This window comes from Mesorhizobium sp. KR1-2 (assembly GCF_040045035.1).
In the GTDB taxonomy this organism is placed as follows: Bacteria; Pseudomonadota; Alphaproteobacteria; order Rhizobiales; family Rhizobiaceae; genus Pseudaminobacter.
Genome location: NZ_JBDZDS010000005.1, coordinates 12,477 through 28,471, shown reverse-complemented (window position 1 = coordinate 28,471; position 15,995 = coordinate 12,477). Strand labels below are relative to the sequence as shown.

Here is a 15,995-nt window from a genome sequence, read left to right as displayed (position 1 = left end):
CCTAATTGGACCGTTGCCTCATTGTCATGCTTTGCGCCGCGCATTGCAACGCGAGACGTCCAGCAACCGTTGTGCATAGAATAATGCACCTCGGACGCTTGAGCACGGTTTTCTGCAAATGCTAGAGTGCAAGCGCTTCTCCCTTCGTGGAGAACGGTACTGGGAGGCCCTCATGAACTGGGATGACGTTCGCATTTTCCTCGCCGTCGCCCGCGCGGGCCAGATCCTGGGCGCGGCACGCAGGCTGGAGCTTAACCACGCCACGGTCTCGCGCCGGATTGCGGCGCTCGAAGAGGCGCTGAAGACAAAACTGTTCCGCCGACTGACGACCGGCAGCGAGCTGACCGCCGCGGGCGAGCGTTTCCTGGATTTCGCCGAGCGCATGGAAGCCGACATGATCACCGCTCGCGCGGAGGTCGCCGGCGAAGGCGACGACGTTTCCGGCACGGTGCGCATCGGCGCCCCGGACGGCATCGGCGTGGCCTTCCTGGCGCCGCGGCTGGGCGCCTTGACGGCACTGCATCGTGACCTGAAAATCCAGCTTGTGCCGGTGCCGCGCTCTTTCTCGCTGTCCCGGCGCGAGGCCGACATCGCCATCACCGTCGAGCGGCCGACCGAAGGCCGGCTCGTCGCCAGCAAGCTCGTCGACTATACGCTCGGGCTGTTTGCCTCGCGCGCCTATGTCGAGCAGGCCGGCATGCCACAGACCATCGCAGAGCTTTCAGCGCACCGGCTGGTGGGATATGTGCCCGACCTCGTCGCCAGCCCCTCGCTCGACTATGCCGCCGAGTTCAGCCCCGACTGGAACGCCGGCTTCTCGATTTCCTCCAGCCTCGGCCAGACCGAGGCGGTGCGGGCGGGTGCGGGCATCGGCATGCTGCACAGCTTCATCGCCCGCTCGATGCCCGAACTGGTGCCGGTGCCGGCCGCAAAGCCGATCCGCCGCGCCTACTGGCTGGTCTATCACGAATCGATGAGGCCCCTGCGCCGCATCCAGACGGTGGCCGGCTACATCACCCGCACCGTGGAAAGCGAGAAGGCGCTTTTCATTTAAGAGTGCCGGAAAAGCCAAAGGCCGCATCCTCGCGGATGCGGCCTTTGCATGTGCGCAGGAATCCTGCCTCAGTTATAACGGCTGAGATTGAGCGGCGCGGCGTCGATCTCCGGCTTGCGGCCCGACACGAGGTCGGCCAGAACGCGGCCCGAGCCGCAGGACATGGTCCAGCCTAGCGTGCCGTGACCGGTGTTGAGGTAGAGATTGTCGTAGCGGGTCTTGCCGATGATCGGCGGACCATCCGGCGTCATCGGGCGCAGGCCGCACCAGAAGGTGGCATCCTTCACCGAGCCGCCCTTCGGGAACAGGTTGGAGACGGAGAACTCCAGCGTGTCGCGGCGGTCCTTGTGCAGGCGCAGGTCGAAGCCGGAAATCTCGGCCGTGCCGCCGACGCGGATGCGGTCGCCGAGACGGGTGATGGCAACCTTGTAGCTGTCATCCATCACCGTCGAGACCGGCGCGACATCCGGATTGGTGATCGGAACCGTGATCGAGTAGCCCTTGACCGGATAGACCGGCACCGACACGCCCAGCGGCCGCAGCAGGAACGGGGAATAGCTGCCCAGCGCCACCACATAGGTGTCAGCCTTCAGCACGCCGGCGCTGGTCGCGACGCCCGAAATGCGCCCGCCTTCGACCAGGATCCTGTCGATCTTGGTATTGAACCGATACTTCACGCCGCGCTCGGTGGTATGGGTCGCCAGCTTCTCGGTGAAGATCTTGCAGTCGCCGGTTTCGTCATTGGGAAGCCGCAGACCGCCGGCAAAGGAGCCATCGGCCGTTGCCAGGCCCGGCTCGGCGCGAATGCAACCTGCACGGTCGAGAACCTCGAACGGCACGCCGAACTGCTTCAGGACCTCGATGTCGCCGCCAACGCCGTCGAGATGCTTCTGCTCGCGGAAGAGCTGCAGCGTACCCTGGGCGCGATCGTCATAGGTGATGCCGATGGTCTGGCGCATTTCCTTCAACAGGTCGCGGCTGTATTCGGCCACGGGCACCATGCGCGCCTTGTTGACCGCGTAGCGGGAGGAGGTGCAGTTGCCGAGCATCTTGAACAGCCACGACCACATATGACGGTCGAGCTTCGGCCGCACCACGAGCGGGCCGTGCTTCATCATCAGCCACTTGATCGCCTTGGTCGGAATGCCGGGGCCCGCCCACGGCGAAGCGTAGCCGGGCGACACTTCGCCGGCGTTGCCGAAGCTGGTTTCCAGCGCCGGTCCCTCCTGGCGGTCGATCACCTCGACCTCGTGGCCGGCTTCGGCCAGATAGTGGGCCGAGGTGACGCCAACCACCCCGCTCCCCAACACAAGAACTTTCATGTCTGCAATTCTCCCTTAAATTGATGCGTGAGCGGAGGCGAGCCGCTCAACCGCCTTCGTAGATGCGATGGAAACGGTGGCCGAGGCCGGTCAGCACCTCGTAGCCGATGGTGCCGGCATGGCCGGCGACGTCATCCACCGTCTGGTTGCTGCCGATCAGCTCGACCAGATCGCCGGCCTTCAGCGCGCCTTCCGGCAGCGTCGAGATGTCGATGATGATGCTGTCCATCGAGACGCGGCCGATGAACGGAAGCCGGACGCCATTGAAATAGGCACCAGCAGCGGCGCGGCGGTGCCAGCCGTCGGCATAGCCGAGCGAAATGGTGGCGGCGCGCAGCGGCCCGGTGGTGCGGAAGGTGTGGCCGTAGCCGATGCCGATGTTCTTATCGAGCGTACGGGTCTGGATGACCTTGGCGTCCAGCCGAACGACCGCGCGCATCGGATTGGCGTGGCCTGGCGTCGGATTGATGCCGTAGAGCGCAGCGCCCGGCCGGGCGAGATCGTAGTGATAGTCAGCGCCCAGGAAGATGCCCGACGAATTGGCCAGCGATGCGGGTGCTGCCGGCAGCATGGCACGCAGCTGGTCGAAAGCCTGCTTCTGCGCGGCATTGGCCGGATTTTCCGGCTCGTCGGCACAGGCCAGATGGCTCATCACCAGCACGACGTCGAGGCCGTCGAGCAGGCTGGCATCGGCCGCCAGTGTCTCGACCTCGGACGGCATCATGCCGAGCCGCGACATGCCGCTGTCGACCTGCAGCGCCACCGGCAGCTTCCGGCCCACGGCACGGGCGGCCGCGCGCCACGCCTCCAGCTGTTCGAGGCTGTTGGCCACAGTGGTCAGGCCGGCGGCAGTAGCCTCGAGCTCGGCCCCGGGCTGAGTGCCGTTGAGCACGTAGACCGCAGGGCCCCGGCCGATCTCCGCCCGCAGTGCCAGCCCCTCGCCGGCATGCGCAACGAAAAAGGTGTCGCAGCCTTCCTCGATCAGGACGCGTGCTACCCGAGCAGCGCCCAGCCCGTAAGAATCCGCCTTCACGACGCCGGCGCAACGCGCACTGCCGAGGCGGGACTTGAGTTGGCGGTAATTGTCACGGACCGCGGAAAGGTCGATCGTCAGGACTGCACCTGCCTCCGCCAGGCTCGCCTGCCCCAAATCGCGATTATTTGCGTAACACTGGTCCATTCCGTCGAAAATTCCCTGATGCTGGCGCAAAATCCCTTCCAAACGATGGAAAATTGCGTATAGCCTTACCTTGAAGCATGATCCTTCATGAAATCCGTCGAATATTCGAGGATCATCCTCCACGGCCACCATTAGTTCGGGAAAGATTGCACTGCAATATGGGGCGATGTGGCACAACGCCTTGGTCCATTGTATCAGGGAGCGGCGAAAGGTCGCGCCTCGCCATTTCCTTCCAAAAAAACGCTGCAAATCGCCGATGAGCACAGTGCATGGCGATCTCGCGCGTTGACTACACGCGAGACGAGTTCGGAAGGATCAATCGAGGTTGTGGGGCTCCGAGCCTCAGCCGGAAATCGATCCGCGCTTGTCGGGCCGGCAGCGCCTTACGGCGCGAGATGCCGGAAGGCGGCCACGACTTCGTCGTAGACCTTGCGCTTGAACGGCACGATCAGCTCCGGCAGTTCGACCATCCGCTTCCAGGCCCAGAGATCGAACTCGGCCTCATGGCCGCCCGGCGGCGGGTTGATGGCAATCTCGCTCTCGTCGCCTTCGAAGCGGAAGGCGAACCATTTCTGCTTCTGGCCGCGATACTTGCCCTTTAGCGCGACACCGACCTTGTCGGCGGGCAGGTCGTAGTGAATCCAGCCTGGTGCCTCGGCCAGCAACGAGACGCTGCGGATTCCGGTTTCCTCGTAAAGCTCGCGCAGCGCCGCCGGCAGCGGGTCCTCGCCCTTGTCGATGCCGCCCTGAGGCATCTGCCAGAGCTTGTCGGTTCCATCCATCTCGCCATCGGGCTCGGGGATGCGATGGCCGGCCCAGACGAGCCCGGCATGGTTCAGCACCATGACGCCAACGCACGGCCGGTAGGGAAGCGTCTGCGGATCGACCTTCTTTGTCATTCTCTTTCTTCAGCCCTTTTCCGGATCGGTGGCAACTGCCGAGACCGGCACGATCTCAATGCCGCGCCGCTGCGCCTCGCCGACCCATTGCGCGACGGCATCGACGGTCACGTCGAAGGCCGAGCCGGTGCCGATGGCAAAACCCTTTGCCCGTGCGATGCTCTCCAACTGGTCGAGCTTCTTGAGGATCGTCTCGCGGTCTCCCACGGCATCGATGATCCCGTCGCCGGCAACGAAGGGAACGCCGTCCTTTACTGCCAGCTCCGGTGCAAGGCTGCGCGCCGAGGAGCCGTCATCGAGGTAAAGCAGGCCACGCTTGCCAAGCTCCGCCATGATCGGCTCCATGGCGGCCGGATCAGCGACGAAACGCGCGCCCATATAGTTCATCACGCCCGAATAATTGGTGGTGCGCGACAGCGCCCAGCGCAGGTTCTTCAGGTTTTCCGCCGCGGACGCCGCCACGGTCAGGGTATTGCGACCGGGGTTGACGTTCGGGTAGTCGAACGGCTCCAGCGGCACCTGCATGACGATCTCGTGGCCCTCGCGACGGCCTTCCTGCATCCAGCGACCGATGCTGTTGCCATGCGGCGCGAAGGCCAGCGTGACTTCCGGCGGCAGCTTGCCGATCGCCCGCTGCGTGCCGGTCTGCGACAGGCCGAGCCCGCCGATGACGATGGCCACGCGCGCGCCGCGGGCGCCCGACCATGGCCGTGCATAGACATCGAAGGGTCGCCTGCCGTCGACGGCGCGGATCGGCAACGGGCCGGTCTCGCTCTCCTCGATCAGGTCCTTGTCGGGGAGATGGGCGACACGCAGATTCTGGCCGACGGCGGACGCGTCACGAATGACGACCACATTGCCGGCCGACCCGTCCGGTGGACTTACATGGATGATGGATGGACCGTCAGCCTTCGGTCGCGAGGGGGGAGCTATCCTAGCGACCTCGCTCGTCTTGGCCGGCTCCGTGACCTGCGGTGTGGAAACAACTACCGGCGCGGGGTTGCGAAAGGGCTTTTCGCGGAAGGCGATCGCACTGGCGGAGGCGACAATCGCGACCACGGCCACGGCGGCCATCACCGTGCCGGCGCGGACGGTAAAGTCGTCCGATACCTTGGGGGCGGCAGAGGCGTTCTGGCCAAGCGGGCGATCGATGTCCTTCTGCACGGGCGACAAGCCGCATCCTCACTGCCGGCGGGAAGAGGCTTCTTCGGCAAATCCCGCCGGGGAAACCGGCGGGTCCGCTCGCTGACGGTCGTTGCAGGCAGCCCCCGCGTCTGCCTGCAAGCCGTCTTTACTGCTGGTTCAGTACGGCCTTTTGGGGATTCGGCGGGTAGGCCGGATCGGTCTTGGTGCCGTGCATCAGGTCCAGCGCATAGTTGAGCTGGATGTCGTCCTTCGCCTCCGGCGGCACATAGGCGGCCGAACCAGAACCCTGGTCGTTCTCCTCGACGCCCTTGATGTGCCCCTTGAGCTCGGACTCGCCACGCGTCACGTCGCGGCCCTTGAGCTCGTCGGGCAGTGGCTGCTCGACCTTGATGTCGGGCGTGATGCCCTTGCCCTGGATCGATTTGCCCGACGGCGTGTAGTAGAGCGCCGTCGTCAGTCGAAGCGCGCCGTTCTCGGCAAGCGGGATGATCGTCTGCACCGAACCCTTGCCGAAGGACTGCGTGCCAAGAACGGTGGCGCGGCGTTGATCCTGCAGGGCACCGGCGACGATTTCCGACGCACTGGCCGAACCGCCGTTGATGAGCACGATCAACGGCTTGCCGCCGGTCATATCGCCGGAACGGGCGTCGAACCGGGTGATGTCCTTCGGGTCGCGGCCACGGGTCGAGACGATCTCACCGTGATCGAGGAAGGTGTCGGACACGCTCACCGCCTGATCGAGCAGGCCTCCCGGATTGAGCCTGAGGTCGAGGATGTAGCCCTTGAGCTTGTCATTCGGGACCTGCTTCTTGATCTGTTCGATCGCATTTTGCAGATCGTCGAAGGTCTTTTCGGTGAAGGACGTGATCTTCATGTAGCCGACGTCGCCATTCTCGACGCGGAACTTCACTGCCTTCACCTTGATGACGTCGCGCATGATCGTGAGATCGATCGGCTTGTCGGCACCCTGGCGCAGGATGGTCAGCTTGATCGGTGTGTTGACCGGGCCGCGCATCTTCTCCACGGCGTCGTTCAGCGTCATGCCGCGCACTTCCTCGCCGTCGATCTTGGAAATGAAGTCGCCGGCCAGCACCCCGGCCTTGGCGGCCGGCGTATCGTCAATGGGCGTAATGACCTTGACGAGATCGTTTTCCATCGTGACCTCGATGCCGAGGCCACCGAACTCGCCCTTGGTCTGGACGCGCATGTCCTTGGCGGCTTCGGCGTTCATGTAGGACGAATGCGGGTCGAGCGAGCTGAGCATGCCGTTGATGGCGCTCTCGACCAAAGCCTTCTCGTCAGGAGGCGTCACATATTGTGCGCGCACGCGCTCGAATATGTCGCCAAAAATCGCAAGCTGGCGATAGGTTTCCGACCCGGCTGCGTTCGCCGTCGAGCCGGGCACGCCATAGACCAGGGTCATGGCGGATGCGCCCATCAGCGCACCGGCTAACAGAAGCGACAATTTACGTATCATTTCCTGTCCTTCCCGAAAGCCGCTCCGCCCACCACGGGGTCGGATCGACGGGTTTTCCATCCTTACGGAACTCTACATAGAGCTCCGAAACAGTGTTTCCATTGGGAGACGCAGAGGTGCTCGCCACCCTGGCTTCCCCCATCGCGCCAATCGGTTCGCCTGCGAGGACAGACTGCCCCTGCGAGACGCTGATTCTGCTCATGCCCGCAAGGACGATATGATAACCGTCGCCCGCGTTCAGGATCAAGAGTTGTCCATATGAACGAAAGGGTCCCGCATACAATACGCTTCCATCAGCCGGCGCGGTCACGATGGCGCCCGATTGTGTCGCAACCGTGTCGCCAAGCATCACGCCGCCGTTATCGTCGCGAGAGCCAAAATGCCGCTCGATCCGGCCGGTGACCGGCAGCGCGATCTGCCCGCGCAGGACGGAGAATGGCGCGGAGGCCAGCAAGCGGTTGGCATCGGGCAACGCCGCCAGCTCGGCCTCGCGGGCCAGCCTCCGTTCCTCGGCGCGCCTGGCCTCCTCGCCGCCCACGCGGCTTCTGTCGGCCTGTGCCTCCAGCGAGGCGATCAGGTCCTTCAGGCTCTTTGCCCGCGCGGCGAGTTCCTGCGACTTGGCCCGCTCCTCCGCCAATGCCGCCTCGGTTTCACCGTGCAGCCGCTGCTTTTCGTCCAGAAGCAGGCCGAGGCGCTTCTTCTCGGCCATCTGCTCGCCGACCGAGGCGACCAGTCGTTGGCGCTCGGCCTCGATCGAAGCGGTGACGCGCGACATTTCCTTCATGTCGGCCATGAGGATCTCGGTTTCGGCCCGCAGCTCCGGGACCACCGCGCCGAGCAGGATGGCACTGCGAACGGAAGACAGCGCATCCTCCGGCTTCACCAGGATCGCCGGCGGCGGGTTCAAGCCCATGCGCTGCAAGGCGCCCAGAACCTCGGCCAGAACGCCGCGCCGCGCCGTCAGCGACAGGCGTATCGCTTCCTTCTGCTCCTTCAGCTCTTCAAGCCGCCCGGTGATGTCCTCGATGTCCTGGCTGAGCTTTTTCTCGGTCTTGGCCGACTGGATCAGGGCAGCGGTGATGCTGGCGTAGTCCTTCTTCACCTTGCCGATCTCTGCCATGAGCGATTCCATACGCTCGGCCGAGACGTTCATGTCGTGCGAGACCTGTTCGTATTCGGCCTGGCGTTCGTCTTGGCTGGCCGTGATCGACGCCTGGTCCTGCGCCTGCACGCAGGTTGCCGACAGCACGAGCGTGCAAGCGGCGATCATGCCACGGCATGCCGACCCAAAGCCCGCTCTATTGACCACCGTTGGAGACATTCCGACACGCCGCATATTTCGTCGTGACCTTAGCGACCCGTTCGTTAACGAACCATCAACCATGTCGCAGCACACGGCGCCAGCTCGCAAAATAGTGGCGGATTTCGTCGACACCTGGCCCATCAGGCTCGATGGTACGGGTGACCAGAAAGTATCGTGGCGACGCGGTAGAGCTGCTCGGCCAGCATGATGCGCACAAGCTGATGCGGCCAGGTCAACGCACCGAAGGAGATCGTAAGCGCCGCAGTTTCGCGCAGGGCTGCGTCATGACCGTCCGGTCCGCCAATGGCGATGACCACGCTTTTCTGGCCGCCATCGCGCAGACGCCCGATCCGCTCTGCGAAATCCTCCGAGGAGATGTTCTTGCCGCGTTCGTCCAGCAGGATCAGCGCCGCGCCCGAAGCAAGCTGCGCCTGCAGCTTCTGCGCCTCCTCTCGCTTACGTTCGTTGACGCCCTGCGCGCGGCTTTCCGTCGTCTCGACGACGCCCGCGAATTCGAGCCCGATGGCCGGACCGCTCTTGGCAAAGCGGTCGAAATATCGGTCGGCCAGTTCCTTATCGGGGCCGGCTTTCATCCGGCCCACGGCATGTACAGCGATCTTCATCCTGCCCTGATCCCGGAAACGGCGCCCCGCGCCTCACCCGTAAGGCGCATTTCCCACCGGGCAGCGCCATAAGCAATTTGGACTCTGTCCGTTCGGACACGCACCCCCCCCTGCTCACGGTGGACCGGGCCGCCCCGGGTCCAGAGACGTGACTCTATGAGCTAGAGTGAACTGCGCTGGAAAGCTTGCTTACACCTTCCTGATCCCTCTCTCAGTGAACGGTTTCTTCCTCGAGGCCCGGCGCCTGCCACATCTTTTCGAGATTGTAGAAGTCGCGGACTTCGGGGCGGAAGATGTGCACGATGATATCGCCTGAATCGATCAGCACCCAGTCCGCCGCCGATAGGCCCTCGATGCGCGGGGTGCCCAGTCCGGCATCCTTCAGCGCCTTGAGAAGATGGTCGGCCACGGCTGCGACGTGACGATTCGAGCGTCCCGACGCCACAACAATGTGGTCGGCGAGGCTCGATTTACCGTTAAGGTCGATGGAGACGATGTTTTCGGCCTTGGAGTCTTCCAGACTGACAAGGACTGTCTTGAGGGCGCGGGACACGGCTTCCATTCCGTTCACCCCGGCCAGTGAAGGCATGACGTTTGCCTTCTTCCTCAGTGCTGTTCTCAGTGTCTTTCCTTTCGAAACAAGAACAACGGGATATCCTGCATGGATCGCAGGCACACCCATTAGATATGCAGAGTCGTAACTCAGTTTCAAGACGCGCCCCCTTCCCCTGATGCCTGACGAAATCAGCCCTTGGCGGAGCCGTTACGTATGGCCGTGGAAGACAGAAGCGAACGTCGACCGTGGATGAAGGTCCAGGCCGGCGCCTGCATCCGCGCCAGGCGCGGCGCGGCGGATTCGTCGACACGCGCATAGGCGAATGCCTTCGCCACAACCGATGACAGGAAGGACAGCGTCGAACCCGGTCGGTCGATGACCGCGATCGGGAAGGTCATGACGATCTGGCGCCAGCGCTGCCAATGGTGGAAGTCGCGCAGATTGTCCGCACCCATGATCCAGACGAAATCGACGCCCGGATTGCGCGCCTTGATCAGCGCCAGCGTGTCGGCTGTGTAGCGCACATGGTAACTCGCCTCGAAGGCGGTCACCTTCATGCGCGGATCGCGGGCGATTGCTTCGGAGAGTCGGATGCGCTCGGCAAGCGGGGCGAGTTCACGGGCGCTCTTGAGCGGGTTGCCGGGCGTGACCATCCACCAGAGTTGGTCGAGCCGCAGCCGCCGCAAGGCAATCTCGGCGACCAGCGCGTGGCCGGCATGGGGCGGGTTGAACGAGCCGCCAAACAGGCCGACCTGCATGCCCTTTTCGACATGCGGCATGCGGAGATATTTCTCGCTGACCCCCAAATGCACGATGTCAGCCATCCCCCTCTGGCGCGAGCCACGCGCAAGATCGACGGCCGGTCATGCGTGCGCCCCTCACGCGAACGTCACGGCCGCACCTGCCCCGTTCCGCGGACGCGGTATTTGAAGGAGGTGAGCTGTTCGACGCCGACGGGCCCGCGCGCATGCATCTTGCCGGTTGCGATGCCGATCTCGGCGCCCATGCCGAACTCGCCGCCGTCGGCAAACTGGGTGGAGGCATTGTGCAGCAGGATCGCCGAGTCGATCTCGTTGAAGAAGCGCTCCACGGCAGCCGCATCTTCGGCGACGATCGCCTCGGTGTGGTGGGACGAATAGGTCTCGATGTGCTCGATGGCGCCGGCCACGCCGTCCACCAGCTTCACCGAGATTATGGCATCGAGATATTCCGTCACCCAGTCAGCATCCGTTGCCGGCTTGGCGTTGGCAAAAGCCTTCAGCACCTCTTCGTCGGCGTGGATTTCGCAGCCCGCCTGACGCAGCGCCTCCAGCACCGGCACCAGATGCGTACCGGCCCCGGCCCGATCGACCAGCAGCGTCTCGGCCGCGCCGCAGATGCCGGTGCGGCGCATCTTCGCGTTGACGGCGATCTTCACCGCCATGTCGAGATCGGCCGACTTGTCGATATAGAGATGGCAGATGCCCTCGAGATGCGCGAACACCGGCACGCGCGCCTCGTTCTGCACGCGCTCGACAAGGCTCCTGCCGCCGCGCGGCACGATCACGTCGAGGTTTCCCGACAGGCCTTTCAGCATCTCGCCAACGGCGGCGCGGTCGGTGGTCGGCACGAGTTGGATCGCATCTTCCGGCAAGCCGGCGGCCCGCAGCCCTTCGACCAGACTGGCATGGATGGCCGCCGAAGAATTCAGCGAGTCCGAGCCGCCGCGCAGGATAACCGGATTGCCGGCCTTGAGGCACAGCGCGCCGGCGTCCGCCGTCACATTGGGCCGGCTCTCATAGATGACGCCGATGACGCCGAGCGGCGTGCGCACGCGCTCGATGTGCAGCCCGTTCGGACGATCCCACACGGCAATGACCTCGCCAACGGGATCGCGCAGATCCGCAATTGCGCGAACGCCGTCCGCCATGTCGCGGATGCGCTGCGGGTCCAGCTTCAACCGGTCCATGAAGGAGCCGCTCAAGCCCGACTGCTCGCCGTTCTTCACGTCGATCGCATTGGCTCCGAGGATCTTTTCCTCGCCGCGAAGAATTGCATCGGCCATGGCCAGCAAGGCGGCGTGCTTACGCTCGGCACTGGCAACGGCAAGCGGTCGGGCAGCAGCGCGCGCCTTGCGGCCGAGCGCTGCCATCAGCGCAACCGTGTCCAGCCCGGATTTGTCACTCGCCACCAGCATGGCTCAACCTCCCACCCGCGCCGTTTCCGCGTCGCTGTGGCTCACCACCAGATCGTCTCGATGGATCATAGCCGAACGCGCCTCGTAGCCAAGCACATCGGCGATCTGGTCGGTCTTCAGTCCCGCGATCCTTACGGCATCGGCCGCGTCGTAGGCAACAAGGCCGCGCGCGATCTCGCGCCCCGCCGGGTTGATGATAGCCACCGTATCGCCACGCGAGAAATTGCCGTCGACCACCGTCACGCCGGCAGGCAGCAGCGACTTCCCCGACAGCAAGGCGCGGACAGCACCGGCATCGACGACCAGCCTGCCCGCGGGCTCGAGCTGGCCAGCGATCCAGGTCTTGTAGCCCTTCACCGGATTGGCGCTCGGCTTGAAGAAGGTGGCGCGCTCGCCGCGGTCGATGGCGCCGAGCGGGCTGAGCCGCGTGCCGGCGGTGATGATCATCGCCGTGCCGGCGGCGGTGGCGATCTTGCCTGCGTCGAGCTTTGTCCGCATGCCGCCGCGCGACAGCTCGGAGGCCGCCGCACCCGCCATGGCCTCGATGTCGGGCGTGATGCGCTCCACCAGCGGAATGAATTTTGCCGACGGATCGAGCGCCGGCGGGGCAGTATAAAGCCCGTCGATATCGGAGAGCAGGACGAGAAGATCCGCCCCCATCATGGTCGCCACGCGCGCGGCCAGACGATCATTGTCGCCATAGCGGATTTCGCTCGTCGCCACCGTGTCGTTCTCATTGATGACCGGCACAGCCTTCATCTTGAGCAGCGTGGAAATGGTGGCACGCGCGTTGAGATAGCGGCGGCGCTCCTCAGTGTCGCCGAGCGTCACCAGAACCTGCCCGGATTTCAATCCGTTGCGGCCGAGCTCGTCCGACCAGGCACCTGCCAGCGCGATCTGGCCAACGGCGGCGCAGGCCTGGCTTTCCTCAAGCTTCAGTACGCGTTTGCCCAGGCCTAGAATGGTACGTCCGAGCGCGATGGCGCCCGAGGACACCACCAGCACCTCGCACCCTGCCTCGGCAAGCGCGGCAATATCGTCGGCAATGGAGGCCAGCCAGCCGCGCTTCAACCCGGTCGAGCGATCGACCAGCAAGGCCGAACCGATCTTGACGGTGATGCGCTTGTATTTCTTCAGCGGCTGCAGGCTCATGGCGGTCCCCTATCTCTGCCACCGCTCGTCGGGTTCGCCCGGCTCTTTTTCCACGCGGGCCGACTGCACCTCCGCCATCAGCGCGCGCAACACGGCCTCGACGCCTTCGCCGGTCACGGCCGAAATCATCATTGGCGTCGTGCCGGTCGCTCGCTTCAGCGAAGCAAGCTTCTTCTTGCGGCTGTCGGCATCGAGCGTGTCGATCTGGCTGAGCGCCACGATCTCCGGTTTTTCGGCAAGGCCGTTGCCATAGGCTTCCAGCTCGCCGCGCACGGTCTTGTAGGCCTTGCCGGGGCTTTCCTCCTGCGCAGAAACCAGATGCAGCAGTACCCGCGTGCGCTCGACATGGCCGAGGAAGCGGTCGCCGATGCCCACGCCCTCATGCGCACCCTCAATCAGGCCGGGAATGTCGGCGATGACGAATTCGCGCGCGTCGATGCGGGCGACGCCGAGGCCCGGATGCAGCGTGGTGAAGGGATAGTCGGCAATCTTCGGCTTGGCCGCGGTTACCGCCGCCAGGAAAGTCGACTTGCCGGCATTGGGCAGACCGACCAGTCCGGCATCTGCAATCAGCTTCAGCCGCAGCCAGACCCACTTTTCCTCGCCCGGAAGGCCGGGATTGGCGCGGCGCGGCGCCTGGTTGGTCGAGGTCTTGAAATGCTGGTTGCCGAAGCCGCCATTGCCGCCGGCAGCCAGCCGGAAGCGTTGGCCGACCTGGGTCAGGTCGCAGATCAGCGTCTCGTTGTCTTCTTCATAGACCTGCGTGCCGACCGGCACCTTCAGCGTGATGTCGGCGCCCTTGGCACCGGTCATGTTGCGTCCCATGCCATGAATGCCGGTCTTGGCCTTGAAATGCTGCTGGTAGCGATAGTCGATCAGCGTGTTCAGCCCATCGACGACTTCCAGCCAGACGTCGCCGCCACGGCCGCCGTCGCCGCCGTCCGGCCCGCCGAACTCGATGAATTTTTCCCGGCGGAACGAGACGCTGCCAGCGCCCCCGTCGCCGGATCGGATATAGACTTTTGCCTGGTCGAGGAATTTCATCGGAAACTGGCTTTTCGCTACTGTCGGTTTTGTTGGACCTGCTCTAGCGCAAAGAATGCACGAGGGCGAGTGCGGGATTTACCGTTCCCATACTCGGAAACAGCGAGGGACGGGCATGAAACTGGTCACCTACAACATCCAGTACGGCATCGGCCGCGACAAGAAATTCGATTTGCCGCGCATCGCGGCAAGCCTCGAAGGCGCCGATATCGTCGCGCTGCAGGAGGTGACGCGCAATTTTCCACGCAACGGCGGTGCCGATCTCGTGGCGGGCCTCGCCGAATTGCTGCCCGACTTGTTCCACGTCTACGGCCCGGCCATGGATGTCGATTTCGGCCTGCGCGATGGGCATGGCCGGCCGGTCAACAAGCGCCTGCAATTCGGCAACATGGTGATGTCGCGCTGGCCGATCGCGGCATCGCGCAACCAGCTCCTGCCGCGCACGCGTCGCTTCAACCGCGGCAATCTTCAGCGTGCGGCGCTGGAAGCGCTGATCATGACCCCGTCCGGCCCGCTGCGTGTCTACTCGGTTCATCTCGATCACATCAATCACGAGGAGCGTTCGGCCCAGATCCGCCACCTGAAGGAGCGCGTCTATGCCTATCCATTGGAGGGCGGCGCCATCACCGGCTCGGCCGAATACGGGTTTCCCGAGTTGCCCTGCCCGGAGGAATTCGTTCTGATGGGCGATTTCAACATGATCCAGGGATCGCCCGAATATGCCCTGATGGCCGGTGAGTCCGACTACGCCGAGGGCCGCCAGATCGTGGCCCACCACCCGGTCGACGTCTTTTCGCTGACCCACGGTGCACCGGATGGCGCGATAAGCTGGATCGACGATGAGAAGCCCGAAGACAACCGGCTGATCGATTTCGCCTTCGTCCACGCCAGCCTTTCAGGCTGCGTCAGGCGAAGCTGGATCGACGCATCCGCTACCGGCTCGGACCACCTGCCAGTCTGGTTCGAGCTGGAATGAACGGCCGGCGGACCGGCCGCTCATTTTCTTTCCTGTTCCTGCAGATACCCGCCGTTGCCGGCGTCACGATTTGCGGTGCGACTTCGCTCAAAGGCGTGCCCACGTCCTGAGACTCACCCAGGTCTTGCGGTCCAGACGATAACGTTCGACCGGCACCTTGCCGGCGACCATCGAGTTCAGCATGCCCTGGCCGGCATACTGGAAGCCGCACTTATGGATCACCCGCCGCGAGGCCGGATTGATGACCCGGCAGGAGGCGTGCAGCACGTTGATGGTCGTGGCGCGGAAGGCGAGGTCGACAAGCGCGTGCGCGGCTTCCGTCGCATAGCCGCGCCGCCAGTATGGCTCCCCGATCCAGTAGCCTAGCTCGAGCCCGCGTTCGGTGGCGTTGAGCCCCGCACAGCCGACGAAGGCGCCGGTTTCGGCCAGAGTCACCGCATAGACGCTGCCCGCACTGCGCGACTGGTTGGCCATGGCGAGGAACGAGCGGGCTTCGGCCTCCCCGTAGGGGTAGGGCATGCGCGACAGCATCTCGGCCACGCGCGGATTGTTGGCGAGCGTGATCAGCTCAGCGACGTCATCCTGATGCGGCGGGCGCAGCACCAGCCGCTCGGTGACGAGCACCGGGCAATCTATACTCAGACTTTCGTCTTCGAAGTCCTCCGATTCGGCAACCATGTCCAATATCCTCCAGGCAAAAGAAAAAGGGGAGCTGGCGACCCATCTCCCCTGATCCTTTTCTGGATTCTACCAGACACCGGTTCCCGAGATGGGGCGCCGGTGTTGTGGTGCGGATCCGGCTATTCCGCGGCTTCGGTAAATGGATTCACCGATACGTAGGTTCGGCCGTTGGCTTTCTTACGGAACGCAACTGCACCGGCTTCGAGCGCAAAAAGGGTATGGTCAGTGCCCATGCCGACGTTCACGCCGGGATGCCACTTGGTGCCGCGTTGACGAATGATGATGTTGCCCGGAACGACAACTTCGCCGCCGAACTTCTTCACGCCGAGGCGCTTGGATTCCGAGTCGCGACCGTTGCGCGACGAACCGCCAGCTTTCTTATGTGCCATTGGTCTACTCCTTCAGT

16 protein-coding genes are annotated in these 15,995 nt (G+C 64.2%); 2 read left to right on the top strand and 14 right to left on the bottom strand.

Features of this window, described 5'->3' with window-relative positions; translation table 11 throughout:
- Positions 1-172: 172 nt before the first annotated feature.
- Complete coding sequence (locus ABLE85_RS11800) at positions 173-1,054, top strand: LysR family transcriptional regulator (protein ID WP_348792928.1); 882 nt, start codon at positions 173-175, stop codon at positions 1,052-1,054.
- 68 nt (positions 1,055-1,122) lie between these two features.
- Here the strand turns inward: ABLE85_RS11800 and ABLE85_RS11795 are convergent, their stop codons facing one another.
- The 12 genes from ABLE85_RS11795 to obgE all read right to left on the bottom strand — a co-directional run bounded on the left by ABLE85_RS11795 (position 1,123) and on the right by obgE (position 13,932).
- Positions 1,123-2,376, bottom strand: coding sequence for a D-amino acid dehydrogenase (locus ABLE85_RS11795; protein WP_348792927.1), 1,254 nt, complete (start codon positions 2,374-2,376; stop codon positions 1,123-1,125).
- 46 nt (positions 2,377-2,422) lie between these two features.
- Positions 2,423-3,556 carry an alanine racemase gene (alr, locus tag ABLE85_RS11790; protein ID WP_348792926.1) on the bottom strand — a complete coding sequence of 378 codons (1,134 nt, stop codon included), beginning with the start codon at positions 3,554-3,556 and terminating at the stop codon, positions 2,423-2,425.
- Between the two features lie 383 nt (positions 3,557-3,939).
- Positions 3,940-4,455 carry an RNA pyrophosphohydrolase gene (locus ABLE85_RS11785; RefSeq protein WP_348792925.1) on the bottom strand — a complete coding sequence of 172 codons (516 nt, stop codon included), beginning with the start codon at positions 4,453-4,455 and terminating at the stop codon, positions 3,940-3,942.
- A gap of 9 nt (positions 4,456-4,464) precedes the next feature.
- Positions 4,465-5,628 (bottom strand): divergent polysaccharide deacetylase family protein, encoded by a 1,164-nt coding sequence (locus ABLE85_RS11780; RefSeq protein WP_348792924.1) that lies wholly within the window; start codon positions 5,626-5,628, stop codon positions 4,465-4,467.
- 118 nt (positions 5,629-5,746) lie between these two features.
- Complete coding sequence (locus tag ABLE85_RS11775) at positions 5,747-7,078, bottom strand: S41 family peptidase (protein WP_348792923.1); 1,332 nt, start codon at positions 7,076-7,078, stop codon at positions 5,747-5,749.
- Entirely contained in the window at positions 7,068-8,348 is a 1,281-nt protein-coding gene (locus ABLE85_RS11770) for a murein hydrolase activator EnvC (RefSeq protein ID WP_348792922.1), read from the bottom strand. Before ABLE85_RS11770 ends, ABLE85_RS11775 begins: the two co-directional genes overlap by 11 nt.
- Before the next feature lie 173 nt (positions 8,349-8,521).
- On the bottom strand, positions 8,522-9,004 hold the full coding sequence (gene rlmH, locus ABLE85_RS11765) for a 23S rRNA (pseudouridine(1915)-N(3))-methyltransferase RlmH (RefSeq protein WP_348792921.1): 483 nt from the start codon (positions 9,002-9,004) through the stop codon (positions 8,522-8,524).
- Between the two features lie 211 nt (positions 9,005-9,215).
- The gene (rsfS, locus tag ABLE85_RS11760; RefSeq protein ID WP_348793203.1) at positions 9,216-9,593 is read right to left on the bottom strand and encodes a ribosome silencing factor; all 378 of its coding nucleotides are present in this window, start codon (positions 9,591-9,593) and stop codon (positions 9,216-9,218) included.
- Positions 9,594-9,748: 155 nt separating this feature from the next.
- Positions 9,749-10,339 (bottom strand): nicotinate-nucleotide adenylyltransferase, encoded by a 591-nt coding sequence (locus ABLE85_RS11755; RefSeq protein WP_348793202.1) that lies wholly within the window; start codon positions 10,337-10,339, stop codon positions 9,749-9,751.
- 110 nt (positions 10,340-10,449) lie between these two features.
- On the bottom strand, positions 10,450-11,736 hold the full coding sequence (locus tag ABLE85_RS11750; protein ID WP_348792920.1) for a glutamate-5-semialdehyde dehydrogenase: 1,287 nt from the start codon (positions 11,734-11,736) through the stop codon (positions 10,450-10,452).
- 3 nt (positions 11,737-11,739) lie between these two features.
- Positions 11,740-12,882, bottom strand: coding sequence for a glutamate 5-kinase (gene proB, locus ABLE85_RS11745; protein ID WP_348793201.1), 1,143 nt, complete (start codon positions 12,880-12,882; stop codon positions 11,740-11,742).
- A 15-nt stretch (positions 12,883-12,897) separates the two neighbouring features.
- Positions 12,898-13,932 (bottom strand): GTPase ObgE, encoded by a 1,035-nt coding sequence (obgE, locus tag ABLE85_RS11740; protein WP_348792919.1) that lies wholly within the window; start codon positions 13,930-13,932, stop codon positions 12,898-12,900.
- Between the two features lie 115 nt (positions 13,933-14,047).
- On the opposite strand from obgE, the gene ABLE85_RS11735 reads away from it, so the two are divergent.
- A complete protein-coding gene (locus ABLE85_RS11735; protein WP_348792918.1) occupies positions 14,048-14,908 on the top strand; it encodes an endonuclease/exonuclease/phosphatase family protein in 861 nt (286 codons plus the stop codon).
- Between the two features lie 87 nt (positions 14,909-14,995).
- Here ABLE85_RS11735 and ABLE85_RS11730 read toward each other — a convergent pair whose 3' ends face one another.
- Together ABLE85_RS11730 and rpmA are read right to left on the bottom strand one after the other, a co-directional pair.
- Entirely contained in the window at positions 14,996-15,586 is a 591-nt protein-coding gene (locus ABLE85_RS11730) for a GNAT family N-acetyltransferase (protein ID WP_348792917.1), read from the bottom strand.
- A 122-nt stretch (positions 15,587-15,708) separates the two neighbouring features.
- A complete protein-coding gene (gene rpmA / locus ABLE85_RS11725) occupies positions 15,709-15,978 on the bottom strand; it encodes a 50S ribosomal protein L27 (RefSeq protein ID WP_348792916.1) in 270 nt (89 codons plus the stop codon).
- Between the last annotated feature and the right edge of the window lie 17 nt (positions 15,979-15,995).

Bases quoted from the DNA above. Each gene is read 5' to 3' on its own strand.
- ABLE85_RS11800 (WP_348792928.1), top strand. From the start codon at position 173: ATGAACTGGGATGACGTTCGCATTTTCCTCGCCGTCGCCCGCGCGGGC.
- ABLE85_RS11795 (WP_348792927.1), bottom strand. From the start codon at position 2,376: ATGAAAGTTCTTGTGTTGGGGAGCGGGGTGGTTGGCGTCACCTCGGCC.
- alr (WP_348792926.1), bottom strand. From the start codon at position 3,556: ATGGACCAGTGTTACGCAAATAATCGCGATTTGGGGCAGGCGAGCCTG.
- ABLE85_RS11785 (WP_348792925.1), bottom strand. From the start codon at position 4,455: ATGACAAAGAAGGTCGATCCGCAGACGCTTCCCTACCGGCCGTGCGTT.
- ABLE85_RS11775 (WP_348792923.1), bottom strand. From the start codon at position 7,078: ATGATACGTAAATTGTCGCTTCTGTTAGCCGGTGCGCTGATGGGCGCA.
- ABLE85_RS11770 (WP_348792922.1), bottom strand. From the start codon at position 8,348: ATGATCGCCGCTTGCACGCTCGTGCTGTCGGCAACCTGCGTGCAGGCG.
- rlmH (WP_348792921.1), bottom strand. From the start codon at position 9,004: ATGAAGATCGCTGTACATGCCGTGGGCCGGATGAAAGCCGGCCCCGAT.
- rsfS (WP_348793203.1), bottom strand. From the start codon at position 9,593: ATGCCTTCACTGGCCGGGGTGAACGGAATGGAAGCCGTGTCCCGCGCC.
- ABLE85_RS11755 (WP_348793202.1), bottom strand. From the start codon at position 10,339: ATGCCGCATGTCGAAAAGGGCATGCAGGTCGGCCTGTTTGGCGGCTCG.
- ABLE85_RS11750 (WP_348792920.1), bottom strand. From the start codon at position 11,736: ATGCTGGTGGCGAGTGACAAATCCGGGCTGGACACGGTTGCGCTGATG.
- obgE (WP_348792919.1), bottom strand. From the start codon at position 13,932: ATGAAATTCCTCGACCAGGCAAAAGTCTATATCCGATCCGGCGACGGG.
- ABLE85_RS11735 (WP_348792918.1), top strand. From the start codon at position 14,048: ATGAAACTGGTCACCTACAACATCCAGTACGGCATCGGCCGCGACAAG.
- ABLE85_RS11730 (WP_348792917.1), bottom strand. From the start codon at position 15,586: ATGGTTGCCGAATCGGAGGACTTCGAAGACGAAAGTCTGAGTATAGAT.
- rpmA (WP_348792916.1), bottom strand. From the start codon at position 15,978: ATGGCACATAAGAAAGCTGGCGGTTCGTCGCGCAACGGTCGCGACTCG.